The sequence below is a fragment of the Clostridium sp. AF15-41 genome, from assembly GCF_003604095.1.
Lineage (GTDB): Bacteria > Bacillota > Clostridia > Lachnospirales > Lachnospiraceae > Coprococcus.
Window position 1 is genome coordinate 1 of record NZ_QTMQ01000013.1, and the last position, 17135, is coordinate 17135.

The window sequence follows — 17135 nt, forward strand, 5'->3', positions numbered from 1 at the left end:
ATATTCAGTTGTAACACATGTATTGTAATCCTACAGTATAGATTTGCTATATTTATTTATCTTCTTGACACAGACAAATAACTGATTCAAATTTATTATTAGAAATCACATTTTTATTTGTCACTTTCGCACATTTTAATATATACTAGATTTAGGAGGTGTTTTTATGCCGATATTAAATCAACCATTTCAAGGACAATTAGGTAATGTTCTTATAGACAAAATTGAAAACTATGATTATTCTAGCCTTACTATTTTTTCTGCCTTCGCCAAAAACAGTGGTGTACTCAGATTAAAATCCTCATTGGAAAAGTTCAAGAAATCAACTGGGCACATCAAAGCATTTATAGGAATAGATCTAGATGGTACTTCCTACGAAGCACTTTTGAACCTATTTTCTCTATGCGATGAATTGTACGTTATTCACTCCGAAAATATATCAACCACATATCACAGTAAAATCTATCTATTAGAAAATGCTACTTGTGCATGGTGTGCCATCGGATCAAACAATCTAACCGGAGGGGGATTATGGACAAATTTTGAAAGTACTTCAATCCAGGAATACTCATTACCTACACAAAAAAGTGAACTAGACAATATTTATTCAATAATTAATAAATATTCTGATGATTCATATATTTGTTCTACTAAAATCGAATCAATAAACGACATTAATACTTTGCTAGATTCCAATTACATAAACAAAGAGGTTTCACAAAAAATCACAACAATCAAAAAAAGAACAATAGAAAAAGCAAATCAAAAAAAGAATCATCTATTTGGTTCTGAAAAAGTATCTATTCCTATTAGCATAACTAAAGAACGACCAAGGAAATTGTTCTCTAAGGCAAAAACAACTACAGATGTCGATTTTATTGTTGATTTGCCAACTACTACACCAGCATTTACAAATGAACAGTTTTGGTTTGAGATGCGTAAATCCACTGGTGGGTCGAGAAATATTCTTGATTTATCAAAGCTTGGACAAATTGTAGAAGGCTCCGTTATAGGAACTCCATATGAATATACAGATCCCCATCGTATGTATGGAGGAGTTAAATTCTTTGAAATTGATCCAGAAGATACTACCAGAGAAAAAGATATTACCATCAATTACTTGGGAAAAGACTACTTTCCTTCCACAATTAAATTTGCTCCTAATAATGGTAGTTGGAGAATTCAATTAAAGGGCAAACCAACAGATGGTACTGATGAATTATCAAAATTTGGAAACCGTGGAGATTTTGTCTTCAAAATTCTTGTTTTTGAAAAAATTACCCCTGACTACTATGTTCTCTCACTCCTAGACAATAGTGAATTAGATAATATTAAATCACTCAGTCGCGTATGGGGAAAAAACGGAAGTGGTGCTGCCTCTAAAGCATACGGAATGTTATAATATTTTTATGGAACAGTGATTAAAACCACTGTTCCACTTCTTTTTTCGTATAATATTTATCAAAAGTACTTGCGATCTCTTTTATTTGCTCTGTAGATAGACCATACATAGCTCCTACTAAGCAATCCAACTCTGAAATAATCTGTTTTCGACTTTTTTTTGTGCTGTCACAAATATCGTTATTCTCAAATAAAGCACTCACTCTTTTATCTTTGGCATATAAGTACTTAATTCTCGCATATACATGATTTCGTATTGTATCCTCTTTATCCTGAAATACAATTACTGATTCATATATTTCTTTCTTTGGTACAGGTATTTGTTTAATTATAGTTTGAGTTAAGTCTAATCCTGCCATCTTCAATCTGACTATATAATCAAATATTATTGAATTAAACAAGACAAGTATTTGTAGCATATCATCAATATTGTCTAACTGAAGTATTTGTATTGACTGGCATGTAGGTATTAAAGGTAACAATGTTGCCAGCATAGTTCTTCGATTTGTTGCAGAAGTCAAGCTTCTCCATGCAATAATATAGCCCTCATGAAAGTTTTTTGAAAGATTATCCCAAATTTCACTTTTAATATAAAATCTCGCTTCAGGATATTCCGTGCCTGTAACATCGTCGATTGGTATTGCTGTAGCCTTATTCTTATATTTTTCGTTTTCATTCATACCCTTGAATGTAGCATAATTTCCCGTATAAAGTTCAATAAACTTTCCTTCATAAATAGGTAAATAGCCCATTTTTTTCTCACGTAATATATGCTGTGAGTGATTAGTAAGATGTACTAACCTTCCGAAACGACAACCAGTATATTCATTTCCAAAGGTAGGATTATTATTATAAACACTACATAAAAAATCTAATTCTTCATTACTTGTTATATTCGGTAACATACCAGTTTCAGGATTTAACACCCTAAGCATTTCATTTGATATTGTTATTTTATCTTTAACATAGAATTCTCTATAATCATCTATATCTACTGCTATTTGTAAATCTTTTTTATTATCATTGCTATAATATACAACAGAAAATTCCTCTCTCGAATCAATATTAAAAATCTTTTTTCGATTCATAAACATATAAATTTCATAGATTTTTTTAGAAGCCATACTATGTTTCATAAATTCACTATAGACCGGCATTTTCAATAATGAGCTTTTTACAATCATTCCTACAATACCTTTTTTTGATATATGTTTTAATGCATACTCTGTAAACAAAGCGTATGTATTAAGTTCACCCACCCTTGTATCAATAAATACCTCCTGCTTTTTTATATCTTCCTTTGCAATCTTATAGTCTTCTAGAATTGACCGATAAAATTTTTGATTTGTCTCAAGAGCATTATTTACAACATTCTCTCGATTTTTCTTAGAAGCTATCAAATGTATATCCATGTAGTGAGAAAGGAATTTTTTTTCTTCAAAGCGAATTTTTTCCCAAGGTGGATTACCAATTACAACGTCATACGACTCACTAATATCAATAGCTAAATCAGAGTTATAATACCTTCCACTTAAGGCCATAGAAAATGCTTTTGTAGATTTCTGAGAATTGCTCACAGTTAGCAATGGATTTCCTAAAATAATATGTTGCGCATTATTTCCTACATGTTCTTCTATTAACCTAGACCTTGTAATCATAATTGCAATCGGATCAACATCCACTCCAACCAGTTTCACTTTAATACCATAATCTTTACATACTTTATATGCTGCAATCAAAAATGCTCCTCCGCCACAAGAGAAATCTGCTACGCTAATAATATTCGGATTAGTTATACAATTCACCAAGTATTCATCTATAGCTTTTTTAGTAATTTCATAAGCAAATTCTTCCTGTGTATAATAAGAGCCCAACGTATCTCTACTATTCTTTCCTCCTGAAAATTCAACAAGATTATTACACATACGATAATCAACCGATAAATATGCTTGATATACCGCATTAATATCAATTTGAGTTTCATCATCTATAATCCTTGCAATTTCTTCAGCGATATTTTCGGTTGCAGGATAACTAAAAAGTAAATTCAAATTATCTTTTGATTCCAATCCTAAACTTATCGCTCGTTCTTTTACCCTATCAACTTTTCCAGTTGTATTCTTTATCGCCACTAAAAGAAATGCCACATATGAATATACCGTAAACAACTCTCTTATTTCTTCCCAGTTTTTTTCTTCACTGTTCTGATTAATGTATGCAGACACTACTTGTCTAAACTGATTTACCATACTTCTTTAATTCACCATCCTCGTAAATAATAAACGGTTTATCCTTAAAAACACCACAATGAATCAAATTGAACTTACTTTTTAACCACTGATCAATATCTAGTTGTTTTCCATAAACACTTTCAAACGATTCAATCAGTTCATCGCTGTTTATCTTCTCTTTAACAACACCTGTTGTCACTGAATATCCCATTTCATGCAATAAGTAGTTATGAATAATTAAATCTTTATATTTTTCCAATGTATGTTGCATCATAAAAAAAGATTGACATATTTGTTCTACCAAACTTGTTGGACTTATTTTCAAATCTTTAGCCACATATTCTAGCATACCATCACACCCCAAAGAAGCTTTTGATGTTCGTGATCGTTTTAACATGCAGGCATCATCAAGAAGTTTTGCAAGATATTTATCAAATTTAGTAATATCAACCTCCTGAACTGTCTTTATTCTAAAAGCGCATTCTCCAACTGCTTTAGACAAAGCATTTCTTTCAACTTCATTCAAAGAAAACTCAGACAAAATTATTTCATCACATTGACTTTCTACTTCCAATTTAAGTAATTCATTCAGTATATCACTTTTAAATAACTCCCATGCTTGTTGATTCAAATCAATTTCATTTCCCACCTGTGTAACATCAATATATTCAAGGTTATTTGGTCTAGATTGTAAGTGTTTACATTTCAAATTCACACACAACCTTGCCTTCCTTTCTAATACTGTCGAACACAAAAGAGTCGGCTCTACAGGAATGCGTCCTATATACCCTGCTGCAATGGTTAATTTAGGAGATATAGTCCTTACATAATTGGCAGCTAACCTTGAATTAAGAAATGCCATATGTGCATATTCATTACCTTGTAGTATTCTTATTCCTGGTCCTGAAGCAATAAAAATTTGATTGTTTAGCAATAATCTTACATTTAATCCTGCAGTTCCTGTATCACTAAACACTAACTGCGTTTTTCCAAAATATTTTATATTTCTTAATGCAGACCCTTTCTGTTTCTTGATATATTCTCCATTTTCTCCCCACTTTACAACGCTGTTATTTAATCCTTCCCAGCGACAATATCCTCCCCCCTTACTTACTGGAATCCATTCTTTTTCACCAAAATGTTCCCAAAAATACCCTACTAATTCTTTAGCATTTCCGGTCGATGTCCCTTGCATTGGAACCGCTGAAGAACTATATTGTTCCTTATCCTCATAATTCATATCTAATGCATTGTTATCAGAAAGGACAAAACCATTCACCCCATTTAATTTGTCTTGATTAATTTCAAATAAACCTTCTTTTGTTATTAATTTTTTTATCTTATCCGACAATGACTCCACAGAAAGATTTATAATTTTAACACATGGAACTCTTTTTTGATTTTTCTTTTCAAATACAATCAAAGAGACATTTGATTTTTCTCCACTTAAATCTATAAATGCGCCTGAACCCAAATTCGCAATATATCGAAAATAATATTCACTCACATATTTTTCTCTAGCTTCTGAAAATGATTTCAAATACATCCATGCATTTTGTGATACAATTCCGCAAACACCATCCGCACATAAAAGATTACCTATGGCTTCCATAAACGCAACACAAGTATCACATTTTGCTAAGGGATAATTCATCTTCAAAAAATTCTTTTGTTCCTTAGACATACCTTTTATTGACGCAAATGGAGGATTTGTTACTATTACTTTAGCGTTACCTAATGCTTTATCATGTTCCACAATATCTCCACTCAAAATATTACACACTATCCTATTATCTTTTGCCAAAGAACCAACAGTGACATCTTTTTCCATTGCACAAAAAATATTAGGAATTATCTTTTTCCATACATCAAAAGATGCTTTACCACCTTTCTCTCGAATTATAGAAAGTGCTTTTATTCTAATATTCACCACAGCAATTTTGGCAATAATATCATCAATATCATACCCATATAGCTTTTTTGCTTGAGATATGACTGTATTCTCAACATCAACTTCTGTACATCCAGCACACAAAAATTCTAAACATTCAACAAGAAAATTGCCTCCGCCCAAACACGGATCAAGTATTTTTTTTGCTAAAGACAATTCTTCTATATGGTGAACAATAAAATCTATCATATATTTTTCTGTAAAAAACTGTGTATTACTATAATCACTATTATCAATAATTCTATTTGAATATTGATAAGCCCACGAAACAACACTCTCCACTTCCTTGTTATTTTTATATAATTTGATAAATTCAACTGCCATATCTAGAATTTCTTTGTCAATCTCATATGGATTAACCTTACCTGAAATATCAAAAAAAATTTGATTGATAATCTCTAATTCACTTTCATTTGTTCCGATATAAGTTGAACATAGAACACCTGAAAGAATTGACAAAACATATATCTTTTTATCAGATTCTATAAATTCATATTGCTCTGCCTTTTTATACATGCATTTTAATACTTTTTTTAAATCAGTTCTCACAAGTGAGTATGACTTTTTTTTCTCCATTATTGGGTTCTTTTTTCGTGCATCCGCTGGTCTTACAGCATTTTCAGGAACCACCCACATATTTCCTATCATTTTTGCGCCATTAATCCTTCCTTCATGGCACAAGATTTGCACTCTTCGTTTACTAATATTCCATTTATTTGAAACATCTTGTATAGACAAATAATCCATAAGTATAATCTCCTTATATATCAAATCTTCTTTATTATAATCTCACCCGCGAATATTATCAACTTTTTTCTCATCATTTTCATACTATCACTTGCCTAAATATATAAAAGAAACGAACCACTCTAGAAATGTTAAGTCGTTCCAGACATTGACATTTCCAGAGTGGTTCGCTGTAAGGTAACCAAGGAAACTTATGGCAAATTCTCTCACATCATGCTTATGTGCATTTGGAATTTCTCATTTTAGCTTGTACCTAAAGTCATTAATGGAAGGCCCTGTTTTAGTGAGGTAAGATTTGCAATTAGGATACTTCCGCAAGAGGAGCCTGCATTCTACAGTAAACATGTTCACTTAATCAGTAAGTCCTTTCCATACTATATTATTCAATTCCGAAACTGTTAATTCTCCAGATTGGAATTTAGTCCACGCTCCTACATAGTCAACATTACTGGTTAACGCTTTTATTTCAAATTCTTTATTAGGAATATATTCTGTTGCTATCACTTGATTAATTTTCATAAGAACATTTTGAAGCATCTGCATTTTAAATAACTTCATTTGGATTTCCTTATACAAAATATAACTATCCGACAAACCATCCGTTCCAAAACTCCAACCAATGTTTCTCACCTTTTTTAAGAACCTTTTTCTGTTTTTATCTGCATGTACGCTAAAATCATATGCAGGCTCAGTGTTTATTAATTCTAGAGAATTAGATGTAATATCATATTTTCCCAAATGTTTTACAAGGTTTTTAAAGTAATTTCTTTTATATCCAAATTCCTTTAAGTCAAAAATAATTAATTTACCTTCTTCAATATTGAATTCAGAGATTCCATTTGAATAAGTCTTTGAGTAAAACTTACCTTTCTTTGGAATTCCTTTTACTTCTCCTATATGAATAGCGCTTAGTTTTTTAATTTCTTTTCCATTCGCATCAGATTCGTTAATATAATCTGGCTTTACGAAAATATATGCCTTTCCATAAACAGCCATGCTATAAAGGACTCTATCAATAGATTGACTAAACTCATATGAAAAATCATAATGCCTACCGTTTCCAAATAATTCTACAATCTCTTTATCATCTGGAATGATTATATAGAAATCTCTTCTATTAATTTTTTCTTCGCTTAACGAATACTCATAACCTGAAAACAACTCACTGTAAAAACTATGCGAATAAATGTTATCAATGGGACGTTTATATACTTTTTCCATCTTCCTTTTTATTCTTAATATATTATTCATTCAAATCATCCTCCCACGAAAATCTAGTGTGAAATCTCTTTTCCTTAGGGAGTAGCGGATTAATACATATAACCCAAAATACTTCGGATGGATCTGTCGTAAATCCCATATCTAAAAAATTTGAGCAAAATGCTTTAATAATTTTACTATCAGTCTTTATCTCTTGTCTGAACATAACATATTCCGTTTCAATAGTAGCAGACTCTCTTATTGCATTTGCGACAAATTGATTCCACTTTGTTTCAAGGATATCTCTTGCCCCTATACCAAAAAGGAATTTATTTCTCCGTGATGCAAATTCGATTAATTGAGCTGCAAGCTCTGTTGACTTCTCCTCATCCTCTTTTACATTAAGTACAATTTTTGAAGCTTCTTTTACGATACTACACCATTCTACATCTTTAAAAAATTCGCCCCACAATATTCCAAGTCCACCAATTTGTGCCCATTCAACAATCGGAGACGTAAACATATAATATGCATATTCTACTCTATATAAATCTTTGTTCTTTATAAAATCCGTTCTGATATACTCCTGATATAAAAGCATTATCTTTGTTAAAATCTCAAAATCTTTTTCAAATTGCTTTTTATCTGAGTTGACAATAGCCTCAACCGTATCTTCTGCAATATGGTTATAGCACTCACCTAAAAAGTCAGGATATTCTTCTCTTCTATCCCAATTTTTAATTGCAAAAGCACTTGAACATTTTAGCAACATTTCTGGAAGTTCTTTTTTACATTCCAAAAATTTTTCTTCTACTCCTGCTAATCTACTGTCATCCCATTTATCTGCAGAATCTAAATGATATTTATTTAAATTCTTTTCTACCTGATTTGCAAACTTAAAGAAATTTGACAACTTAGACTCATATTCATAGAATCTCGTAAGCATAATGCACGCTTCATAATACATATTTTTTTCAACAAAAAAACTACTCAATGAATATGCCTGTTCGACCCCTTCTTTAACCATATCAAATAAGGTATTTACATAAACAAACTCCTCTTTTGCCACATACTGCTTAATTAACCAATCAGGAGTGATCCGATGTCCTTCTGCATAAACCTCAGTTATCATCTTCTTATATATTTCTATATAATTTCTTCCCCTAATTGCCTTTATAGAGTTGTATCTCTTTCCGGTGTCAATTCCTTTTATAACCGATTTGCTTATTGCATTAATATCAAGATTACTAAAATACTTACTTGACTCCAATATTATATCCAAATATAAAAGAGAAATATGTTCGACAATTCCTGCAAAGGCAACATTTTCTTCTATTTTAGTGTTATCTACAAAACTTTGAATAACACTTTTTAGCCAATCAATTTGTCCTACATAGTAATTTGCCTCTTTTTGTTCTATTGCGGATTTACAAACTGACTCAAAGACTGAAAAATAACTATATAAAGTCCCCCAGTCATTCCTTTTAATCAAATAATTTACACATGCATGATTTATTGACATTAATTCATCTTCGAACCAATAAAAATCAGGTTTTTCCTTTGGTCTTAATGAGGTTCCTGTTCTTAACGCCATTGAGGTTTCCGTGTCATTAGCAAAATGCCACTTCTGATATACTCCTTTTCTCCTAAACCACAATGAATCTCTCGAAATATGCCTCTTAATAAGCCAATACTGTTCAATAAGGTCTAGATTCGTACACATAAAATTAAGAATAGATGAGCTATCTGCCGAATCAGGATTACATCCATATTTTTGAATAACTTTTAGTAATTCAATTCTATCTGATGCAATCTTACAAAAGTGATTTTGATAATTTGCATCTGATGCATACAGTTCTCGATTAAGACTTTTGGTAATCACTCTTCCTAATGCAATATAAGCATCATCTGATACTCTAAATACATCTGACAACTGGTATGTTCTATTTCCAGTTATTCCAAAAGAAATAACGACCACTATTGACCATATAATTAATGTACCGGCAGATACCCAACCAACGTCATATCCCATTAATAATTCAACAAGTATAATTGTTCCATATATTATACAACTACTAATGGCATTTAAACACTTTACCGTCAACCTATCATATTGAAAGGCAATAGCTATTTTTTCTGGAGCATTAGCATATCTTGTAGAATATATACTTGAAATATTAGAGCAATACAATCCTAAAATAACACCTGCAACGCCTAATTCTCCAATAAGTACATCTGACAAAATATTACTATTTATAACCAGTATCACGCCAATGCTAAGTAACAGCTTATCCAACAAACCAAGAATTGTTGCTAATATTATTCCCTTAATAACACCAGAAACAAATCTCTCCAAAAGAAGTCTGTCAAACGACCAATATTCCTTAGATGACTGTCTTCGACTTTCCAAAGTAAAGCGTATCTTTTTAAGTTTAAAAATCCAATTTAATAGTATCTTTCTTATTTTCCAATATCTTTTAGTTTTCAATAGTGTCTATCCCATCTTCTAATTTCACAATAGTGCAATAGATTGCCATGTCTCACAATCTCTCAAAACATCAAGTATGTTTCCCATTGATACGCTCGTCCACATTTTATAACATTCAAGAGCGGTCTTAATATCCTTACTCATAATACACTCTAACATCTGAATACTTCTTATCAGTATTATCATATAGATGAAACGAGTAGCCTCTCAAACGATAAACCCCAATTGTTTTTAATACTTTCTCTACATCTTCACGAGATGTAATCTCCATTCCTGCATCTGCATAAGATTGCACTTGTTGTTCTATTGTTAATATTTGTTTTGGATACTGATACATAAAACACCCCATAAATAAAAAAATCCCACCGGGTTGCGCATGAAAAATCAGAGGCGTGGTGGTTTCTGTTAATATTATTATACAATTTCCGATGTTGCTGTCAAGATTTCTTTTGTAAAAAATCAGCAACTTCCTATTTTTTTGAAATTATGCTTGCATTTAACATTTTCTAATTTTCAAAACATATCTTTTGTAGTTCCCTACATTTTAATTACCGATTCGATCTTCCAAAGGTATAAATAAGGTGTAAATTGTTCGTCTCCATCTCAGAAATCCTACAAAATCAAGGTTTTCTCGCCATACTTTAAATATTGCCGTGGCAGATAAATAATATTCGTATCATTGTTTTGGTTCTCCTTGTTTTATCTTGAAATGCTCTGTGCTGAACCGATATCCACCGGACCTTGTGGGCCCTTTTACAAGTGCCATTGTAGCAACATCATAATCCTGCGATACTACAACATCCCCTCGCTGTAATCAGAATACAAAATATGATTCGTATCACACAACAAGGTGGTAGAAATATTGTAATTCTCTGCTATTGTCTCGACAATGCCCACTACCGGACACGCATCTGCATCTATAAATATCTGCATTTTCTCCTTAAATCCATTTCATATCAATTATAGTTACTTTTAATTCTGTTTCTCTCTATATCTTCTCTGATAATAGTCCATTGTCCTATAATCTATTACATCTTTCATCTGCTGGATCATAACAGGGTTGTCAATTAGCGGATGCAATTCCTCTCTTAAACCTAATATCACATCATCATTTTTAACAAAAAATCCTTTCCCTGATTCCAAAAGGAAATGCACTGACATAGCGAGAATCTTCTTTAAATGTTCCTTATCTGAAATATCTTTATACTTCTGTAATGTCATATTTTTATCAAGATCTTTCCAGTTTGTTCCAGTTGAGAAAAATTCTTTCCAGCTTGAAAGAAGCTGTTTTTCTGATACTTTCATCAACACATTAGAGTTATTATAAAATGCCATAAGCACCGGCATCTTATATACCTTTGACATATTTGTATTTTCAATCAGACTGATAAATTCTCTTCCAATTCCTTTGTAAAATTCTTCTTCTATTTGACTTAGTTCTCCCAAATCATTGAGGAACTCCAGATATCTTTTAAACGGATTATCTTTGGAATGTGTAATTGCAGATTCATAAATATTATCATCCATATATGTAAACAAATCCAGCCTTGTCGGTCGCTTTCCTAACAGCTCTTTTACCCTGAAATATTCATTTATTATCTGATCTTTAAGCTTTAAATGTTTTCTATCCATTTCAGCAAAAAGATCAATCAGCTTCATATCAAAATCCACCAGGCAATCATCTGGAAATTGCAATGCATCTGATAGATGAACTCCTTCTCTTTGCACATCAGTTTTTCCTTCGAGCAGGAAACGCACTCTGCCTGCTTTCTCATAATTACCAATAAAATCAAGCACTGTCAGGAACTCTTTCCCCCTGTATTTTCTAAGTCCTCTTCCAAGCTGCTGAAGGAAAACTATTGGCGATTCTGTAGGTCTTAAGAACATTACCATATCAACCGATGTAATATCAACGCCTTCATTAAACATATCCACAGAAAAAATCACTTTTATTTCGCCATTCTTCAATTTTTGTATTGCTACATTTCGTTTCTCAGTATATTCCCCACTTGCATAACTAAATACGGCAACTGACGGTATTCCTCTTGATGAAAATTCTTTCGCCATCTCTCTTGCATGCTCCTTGGAACAACAGAATCCAAGAGCCTGCCTTGACCCATATTTGCAGTAATATTTATAAATCAGCTCATATCTGTGAACATTTCCAATATAGGTTTCGTTCAATTCTTTTTCATCATATCTTCCCCTTACAATGTGTAATTTTGAATAATCGGTTTCATCAAAAATCCCATAATAATGAAACGGAACAAGCATTCCCTTATTGATTGCTTCTTTTAATGAGATCTCATAGGGCACATTATAATCACAGATTTCATAGATATTTCGACCATCTAATCTCTCTGGAGTCGCTGTTAATCCCAGCAAAAACTGTGGGTTAAAATAATTTACAATCCTTTGATACTGGTCATTAACTGCATGGTGGAATTCATCTATTACAATATAATTAAAATAATCTGGAGCAAAATACTTATCATTCAGGTATTCATTCCTGCCAAGTGTTGCAACCGAAGCAAAAATCACAGATTTATCCGTGCATTTACTTTCTCCGTCAAAAAAACCATAATCATCTGAATTTCTAACATTTTTAAAAGATTCTGCAGCCTGCTTTAAGATTTCTTCTCTATGTGCAACAAATAGTACTCTCCCATATTTCTTTGAATCAAATGCTGCAAGATATGTTTTTCCAACACCTGTCGCAGCCTGGACTAAAGCTCTTTTTGCGCCCTCTGCTCTGGTATTTTCCAGTGCACACAAAGCTTCTATCTGCGCTCCTCTTGGTTCGAATAACGCTATATTATTTGTAATTTCATTATCCTGCAAATCATATCTATCCAGATCCTTTGATACAGCTGGACGGTGCCAGTCTTTTGAATATCGTTTTAATTCATCCTCATCTATTACCACAGAATGGTTTTCAAATAAATCAAGAAATGTATTATAAAATTTTTCATAGTTTTGAGGATCTGTTTTGCTACTAAATCGATAATTCCATTCAATACCTGATGTTAATGCACTCCTTGAAATATTTGATGACCCTATGTATATCGTACTATACTCTTGGTAATGAAACATGTATGATTTTGGATGAAATGAACGATTTTTTTCATTATAGAAACGTAAATCTACCTGTTCCCCAAGCTTATGTTTGATAAGATACAATGCTGATGGCTGTGTTATACCAAGATAATTTCCTGTAAGAATTCTAATTTTTGCTCCACGTTTCAATGCATTCTCAAGTTCATTAAGCAACATTCTGACACCAGATTCCATCAGAAATGAAACAACAATATCCACACTATCAGCCTGTTTCAGACTATTAATCAACTGATAATACAGATACATCCTCTTATCTTGACCTCCAGTAAGTGCATCCGCCCCATATACTATTTCATTAATATCATCTAATTCTTCTGCAGTATTAAATTCAGCCATTTTTCATCTCCATGACCTGGTCTTACATCACTTGTAATCCACTCTTCCCTCAATTTAACATTTTCTATATTCTGAACAAATTTTTCAAACTTCTCTTCTGTAAAATCTGTAAAATATCGTCCATTTCTCTCTCCTTCAAAATCACCATACTTAAAGGACATATAAATGATACCATCTCTTTTTAATGCCTTTATCATTTTTTCAAACACCGCTTTAAGTTCATTCTTTGAAAGATGAAGTATTGAAGAACATGCCCATATTCCATCATATTTTTCTATTTCTTCCAGCTCTTTAAATAGCATTTTTTTAACTTTTATACCTGCATAATCACTTGCAATACGACACAATTTCTCTGAACCATCTATTGCATCAACCTGGAAATGCTGACTCAGAAAATACTTAGTATCTCTTCCAGAACCACATCCAAAATCAAGGATATATCCCTGCATAGGCAACAATTTCTGAAAACGCTTCTGTGTCTTCTGGAAATCCACATCAATCGTTGTTTCTGCAAAACTGCTGGCATTTTTATTGTAATAATCCAAAGTTCTATTTTCACTCATATCTATTTGGGTTTTCCTTTTTATGATTTACTAATTTTATGTCATTCAATCATAAAATTATTATAACATTTGTTATTAGTATCCTCAATTATTGCCTTTCAAAAATAATTCGACTATTTTATTTTCATATTAATTCTTTATGCTGTGAATCAAACAATTTTATATCATTTATGTGTAATATAAGATTGCACCTGCTGTTCTATTGTTAATATTTGTTTTGGATACTGATACGCAAAATACCCCATAAGTAAAAAGTCCCACCGGGTTGCGCATAAAAATCAGAGGCGTGGTGGGTTCTGTTAATATTACTGTACAGCATTCAATGTTACTATCGCACGATATTGTGCCGCAGTATTTTCACTTTTAATATGCAATTCTAAAATAATCCAGGTATGCTTTATATCTATCTTGTGCTGTCAGGCAAGTATCAGTCAGATACCCTTTTTCATTGTCCCATTCTTTCAATCCTCGATAATAAAACATTTTCAAATTATCCTCGATAATAAATGGAACAATATTGTATTTCAGGCATTCCTTGAACATAATCAAACGTCCCACACGACCATTTCCATCCTGAAATGAATGGATACGTTCAAACTTCACATGAAAATCCAGAATATCGTCAAAGGTCTTTTCTTTCTTGTTATTGTACTCTGACAGCAATTTCTTCATTCTGTCTGCTACTTCTTCCGGAAGTGCAGTTTCCATACCGCCGACTTCATTTGGCAGTTTCTTGTAATCACCGACAGCAAACCAATCCTTTCTGGAATCACTGGTTCCATTTTTTAGAATCAGATGCAGCTCCTTAATAAACTTTTCCGTCAATGCCAATTTTGCATGATCAATAATAATATCAATACACCGGAAATGATTTGCTGTTTCAACCACATCATCTACATTAAGCACTTCTTTTTCTATACCAATGGTATTCGTCTCGAAGATATATCGGGTCTGATCGTGGGTCAGCCGACTGCCTTCCATATGGTTTGAATTATATGTTAAATCAATCTGTGTCTTATGATAAATGCCTCCAGCATATTTATTCGCCTTCTCATCCTGCAAAACATCCAGTAAGGTCGTTGGCTTTTCTTTCTTCTTGTTAGTGCGCTCCGGCTTTTCTGCATTTTCCGGAATATTCCATGTCTTTCCGGTAAGAAATGCTCCCGGCACACGACCATGGGCACAATAATTTCTTACACTACGTTCAGATACATCCCATTTTTTTGCCATTTCAGCAACTGAAAGATATCGCATCTGCCGCCCTCCTCCTTTCACACGATAAAAAGCATATTCTGTGAGCCTTTTATTATCATGATTTCAAAAATCACGTTTACTATAGTTAGTATACCACATTATCGGCAACAAATCCATATTTTGTTCTCATTCTTCTGTTGTTTTTGCCGACGCAGAAAACTCTAAAAAAATACCAACCATCGAATTTGACGGTTGGTACTTATATTTTAGTTTTGGTCATCTGGATAAGTATTCAGACAAAATCCTGTTATGAATCCACCCCTTACCCCAATTCATATTTACAAAAAATCAACCACCTACCTCACCCCAAAATAGCAGGTATTTTTTCCTTTTCCTTCTTTCCTCAATTCTCCTGATGCAACCAATTTTCGCAGTGCACCTTCAATAGAACTGTCACTGAGTGTAGGGCATAGCTCCCGTATATCCTGCTTATTGAAACGTCCAATTTTATTATGACTTGCTCTCCGTACCATTTCAAGTGCAGGTAGTTTTATTTCAACCAACGCCATTCTGTCTTCAAAATCTTTATAGGCAGCAAGGATGGTTCCAAGTAAATATTTGATAAATGGCACTACATCTTCTGTTCCATCATGCCAGCCCGGCTGAGCCGCAGCAAGAGCCTCATAGTACAGGTCTTTATTCTTGGCAATCTTTGCTTCCAATGAGACATACTTTCCAACATAGAATCCACTCCGATACAGCAGTAATGTAGTGAGCAGACGGCTCATTCTTCCATTTCCGTCATTGAAAGGATGAATGCATAGAAAATCATGTATAAAAACAGAAATGGCAATAAGTGGCTCCAATTCCATATTTCCTATGACACGATTGTATTCCTCACAGATTCTGTCGAGTGCCTCCTGTGTTTCAAATGGAGCAAGTGGTGTAAACAGCACTTCAACATGTCCATCTGGATAAGTAGCACTAATATAATTCTGTACATTCTTTGTTTGCCCTGCAAGCGGATTGTTCATATGGCTATATAACATCTTGTGCAGTTGCAAAATATAATTTTTTGTAATAGGAATCGCATCAAAGCTATCATGAATAACATTCAGCACATCACGATAACCCGCAATTTCCTGCTCATCCCGGTTCTTAGGTGTTGTCTTTTCTTCAACAAGCTGACGAATTCTGGTACTCGTCGTAACAATGCCTTCAATAGCATTAGATGCCTCGGTACTTTGTATTTTTGCAATCTCTACAAGTTTATCAAGTTCCTCTGGACGCTGCTTCAAATACATCTCCTGTTTTCCAGCTTCTTTATAAATAGCAGCAATTAACCCTAAAATCTCTGAATCCCATTTCTGATATTTAATTGCAGAATAATTGAAGTTTCGCATTCCCTTACTTCTCCTTTCTTTTCCTTAAATAATAGTGTTAATTAAGGGAATAGTCAACAAATTAAGCGAATTATCTCATAGTATTCTATCCCAATTAAAGAAATATTATTTTTACCTATCTAATCCTTATTCCTCTCCATCTCTCTCTGAATCCAGGTCATGATCACATCCACAAGATACTCCTGCTGTATCTGGCTCAATTTCCTGCCCGGCTGTATCTTATGCCATTTTCGGATGCACTCCCTGCAGCAGGTTGCAGTTGCATGCTGTGCGATAAATACCGGATGCCCTTTCATCGGCGTCTGTTTTCCATCGTTTGGAATAACCGCCGGAGCTTCCCGCTTTGCAATGAAATCCTGCGCATGCTGCCTTATAGTATCCAGTCCTTTTTCATTTATGTAATCAATGTCCTTCTGCTTTAAATGAAAGCTGCTTCGGAACTCGGAATTACCAAGTCTCTCAAATAGCTGCTTATACCATTCCTCTTTTGTCATTAAAATTCTC

General features: G+C 33.0%; 11 protein-coding genes and 1 pseudogene. 1 reads left to right on the forward strand and 11 read right to left on the reverse strand.

From position 1 onward, the window contains the following. Positions 1-166: 166 nt before the first annotated feature. Positions 167-1402, forward strand: a complete 1236-nt coding sequence (locus DWW43_RS09515; protein ID WP_119963417.1) for a phospholipase D family protein — start codon at positions 167-169, stop codon at positions 1400-1402. A 19-nt stretch (positions 1403-1421) separates the two neighbouring features. On the opposite strand, the gene DWW43_RS09520 is transcribed toward DWW43_RS09515, so the two are convergent. From DWW43_RS09520 to DWW43_RS09570, 11 genes and pseudogenes are all read right to left on the reverse strand, one after another. After that, positions 1422-3650: an N-6 DNA methylase gene (locus tag DWW43_RS09520; RefSeq protein WP_119963418.1), complete on the reverse strand. Its 2229-nt coding sequence runs from the start codon at positions 3648-3650 to the stop codon at positions 1422-1424. Continuing rightward, the gene (locus tag DWW43_RS09525) at positions 3634-6330 is read right to left on the reverse strand and encodes an N-6 DNA methylase (RefSeq protein ID WP_119963419.1); all 2697 of its coding nucleotides are present in this window, start codon (positions 6328-6330) and stop codon (positions 3634-3636) included. Before DWW43_RS09525 ends, DWW43_RS09520 begins: the two co-directional genes overlap by 17 nt. A gap of 351 nt (positions 6331-6681) precedes the next feature. Further along, entirely contained in the window at positions 6682-7581 is a 900-nt protein-coding gene (locus DWW43_RS09530) for a hypothetical protein (RefSeq protein WP_119963420.1), read from the reverse strand. After that, positions 7574-10018: a type II restriction endonuclease subunit M gene (locus tag DWW43_RS09535; protein WP_119963421.1), complete on the reverse strand. Its 2445-nt coding sequence runs from the start codon at positions 10016-10018 to the stop codon at positions 7574-7576. Before DWW43_RS09535 ends, DWW43_RS09530 begins: the two co-directional genes overlap by 8 nt. A gap of 136 nt (positions 10019-10154) precedes the next feature. Continuing rightward, positions 10155-10484 carry a hypothetical protein gene (locus DWW43_RS12350; RefSeq protein ID WP_243104455.1) on the reverse strand — a complete coding sequence of 110 codons (330 nt, stop codon included), beginning with the start codon at positions 10482-10484 and terminating at the stop codon, positions 10155-10157. A 282-nt stretch (positions 10485-10766) separates the two neighbouring features. Further along, positions 10767-10951, reverse strand: a pseudogene (locus DWW43_RS09545) (hypothetical protein); the annotation flags it as partial. A 39-nt stretch (positions 10952-10990) separates the two neighbouring features. Further along, the gene (locus tag DWW43_RS09550; RefSeq protein ID WP_119963422.1) at positions 10991-13471 is read right to left on the reverse strand and encodes a DEAD/DEAH box helicase family protein; all 2481 of its coding nucleotides are present in this window, start codon (positions 13469-13471) and stop codon (positions 10991-10993) included. Further along, positions 13441-14034, reverse strand: a complete 594-nt coding sequence (locus tag DWW43_RS09555) for a class I SAM-dependent methyltransferase (RefSeq protein ID WP_119963423.1) — start codon at positions 14032-14034, stop codon at positions 13441-13443. The genes DWW43_RS09550 and DWW43_RS09555 overlap by 31 nt, the downstream gene beginning before the upstream one ends. A gap of 363 nt (positions 14035-14397) precedes the next feature. Then, complete coding sequence (locus DWW43_RS09560) at positions 14398-15288, reverse strand: Fic family protein (protein ID WP_119963424.1); 891 nt, start codon at positions 15286-15288, stop codon at positions 14398-14400. 296 nt (positions 15289-15584) lie between these two features. Continuing rightward, positions 15585-16631, reverse strand: a complete 1047-nt coding sequence (locus DWW43_RS09565) for a Fic family protein (protein WP_118484286.1) — start codon at positions 16629-16631, stop codon at positions 15585-15587. A 119-nt stretch (positions 16632-16750) separates the two neighbouring features. Continuing rightward, a complete protein-coding gene (locus DWW43_RS09570; RefSeq protein ID WP_119963425.1) occupies positions 16751-17125 on the reverse strand; it encodes a DUF4186 domain-containing protein in 375 nt (124 codons plus the stop codon). Positions 17126-17135: the final 10 nt, after the last annotated feature.

Bases quoted from the DNA above. Each gene is read 5' to 3' on its own strand.
- DWW43_RS09570 (WP_119963425.1), bottom strand. From the start codon at position 17,125: ATGACAAAAGAGGAATGGTATAAGCAGCTATTTGAGAGACTTGGTAAT.
- DWW43_RS09560 (WP_119963424.1), bottom strand. From the start codon at position 15,288: ATGCGATATCTTTCAGTTGCTGAAATGGCAAAAAAATGGGATGTATCT.
- DWW43_RS09555 (WP_119963423.1), bottom strand. From the start codon at position 14,034: ATGAGTGAAAATAGAACTTTGGATTATTACAATAAAAATGCCAGCAGT.
- DWW43_RS09520 (WP_119963418.1), bottom strand. From the start codon at position 3,650: ATGGTAAATCAGTTTAGACAAGTAGTGTCTGCATACATTAATCAGAAC.
- DWW43_RS09550 (WP_119963422.1), bottom strand. From the start codon at position 13,471: ATGGCTGAATTTAATACTGCAGAAGAATTAGATGATATTAATGAAATA.
- DWW43_RS09530 (WP_119963420.1), bottom strand. From the start codon at position 7,581: ATGAATAATATATTAAGAATAAAAAGGAAGATGGAAAAAGTATATAAA.
- DWW43_RS09515 (WP_119963417.1), top strand. From the start codon at position 167: ATGCCGATATTAAATCAACCATTTCAAGGACAATTAGGTAATGTTCTT.
- DWW43_RS09565 (WP_118484286.1), bottom strand. From the start codon at position 16,631: ATGCGAAACTTCAATTATTCTGCAATTAAATATCAGAAATGGGATTCA.
- DWW43_RS09525 (WP_119963419.1), bottom strand. From the start codon at position 6,330: ATGGATTATTTGTCTATACAAGATGTTTCAAATAAATGGAATATTAGT.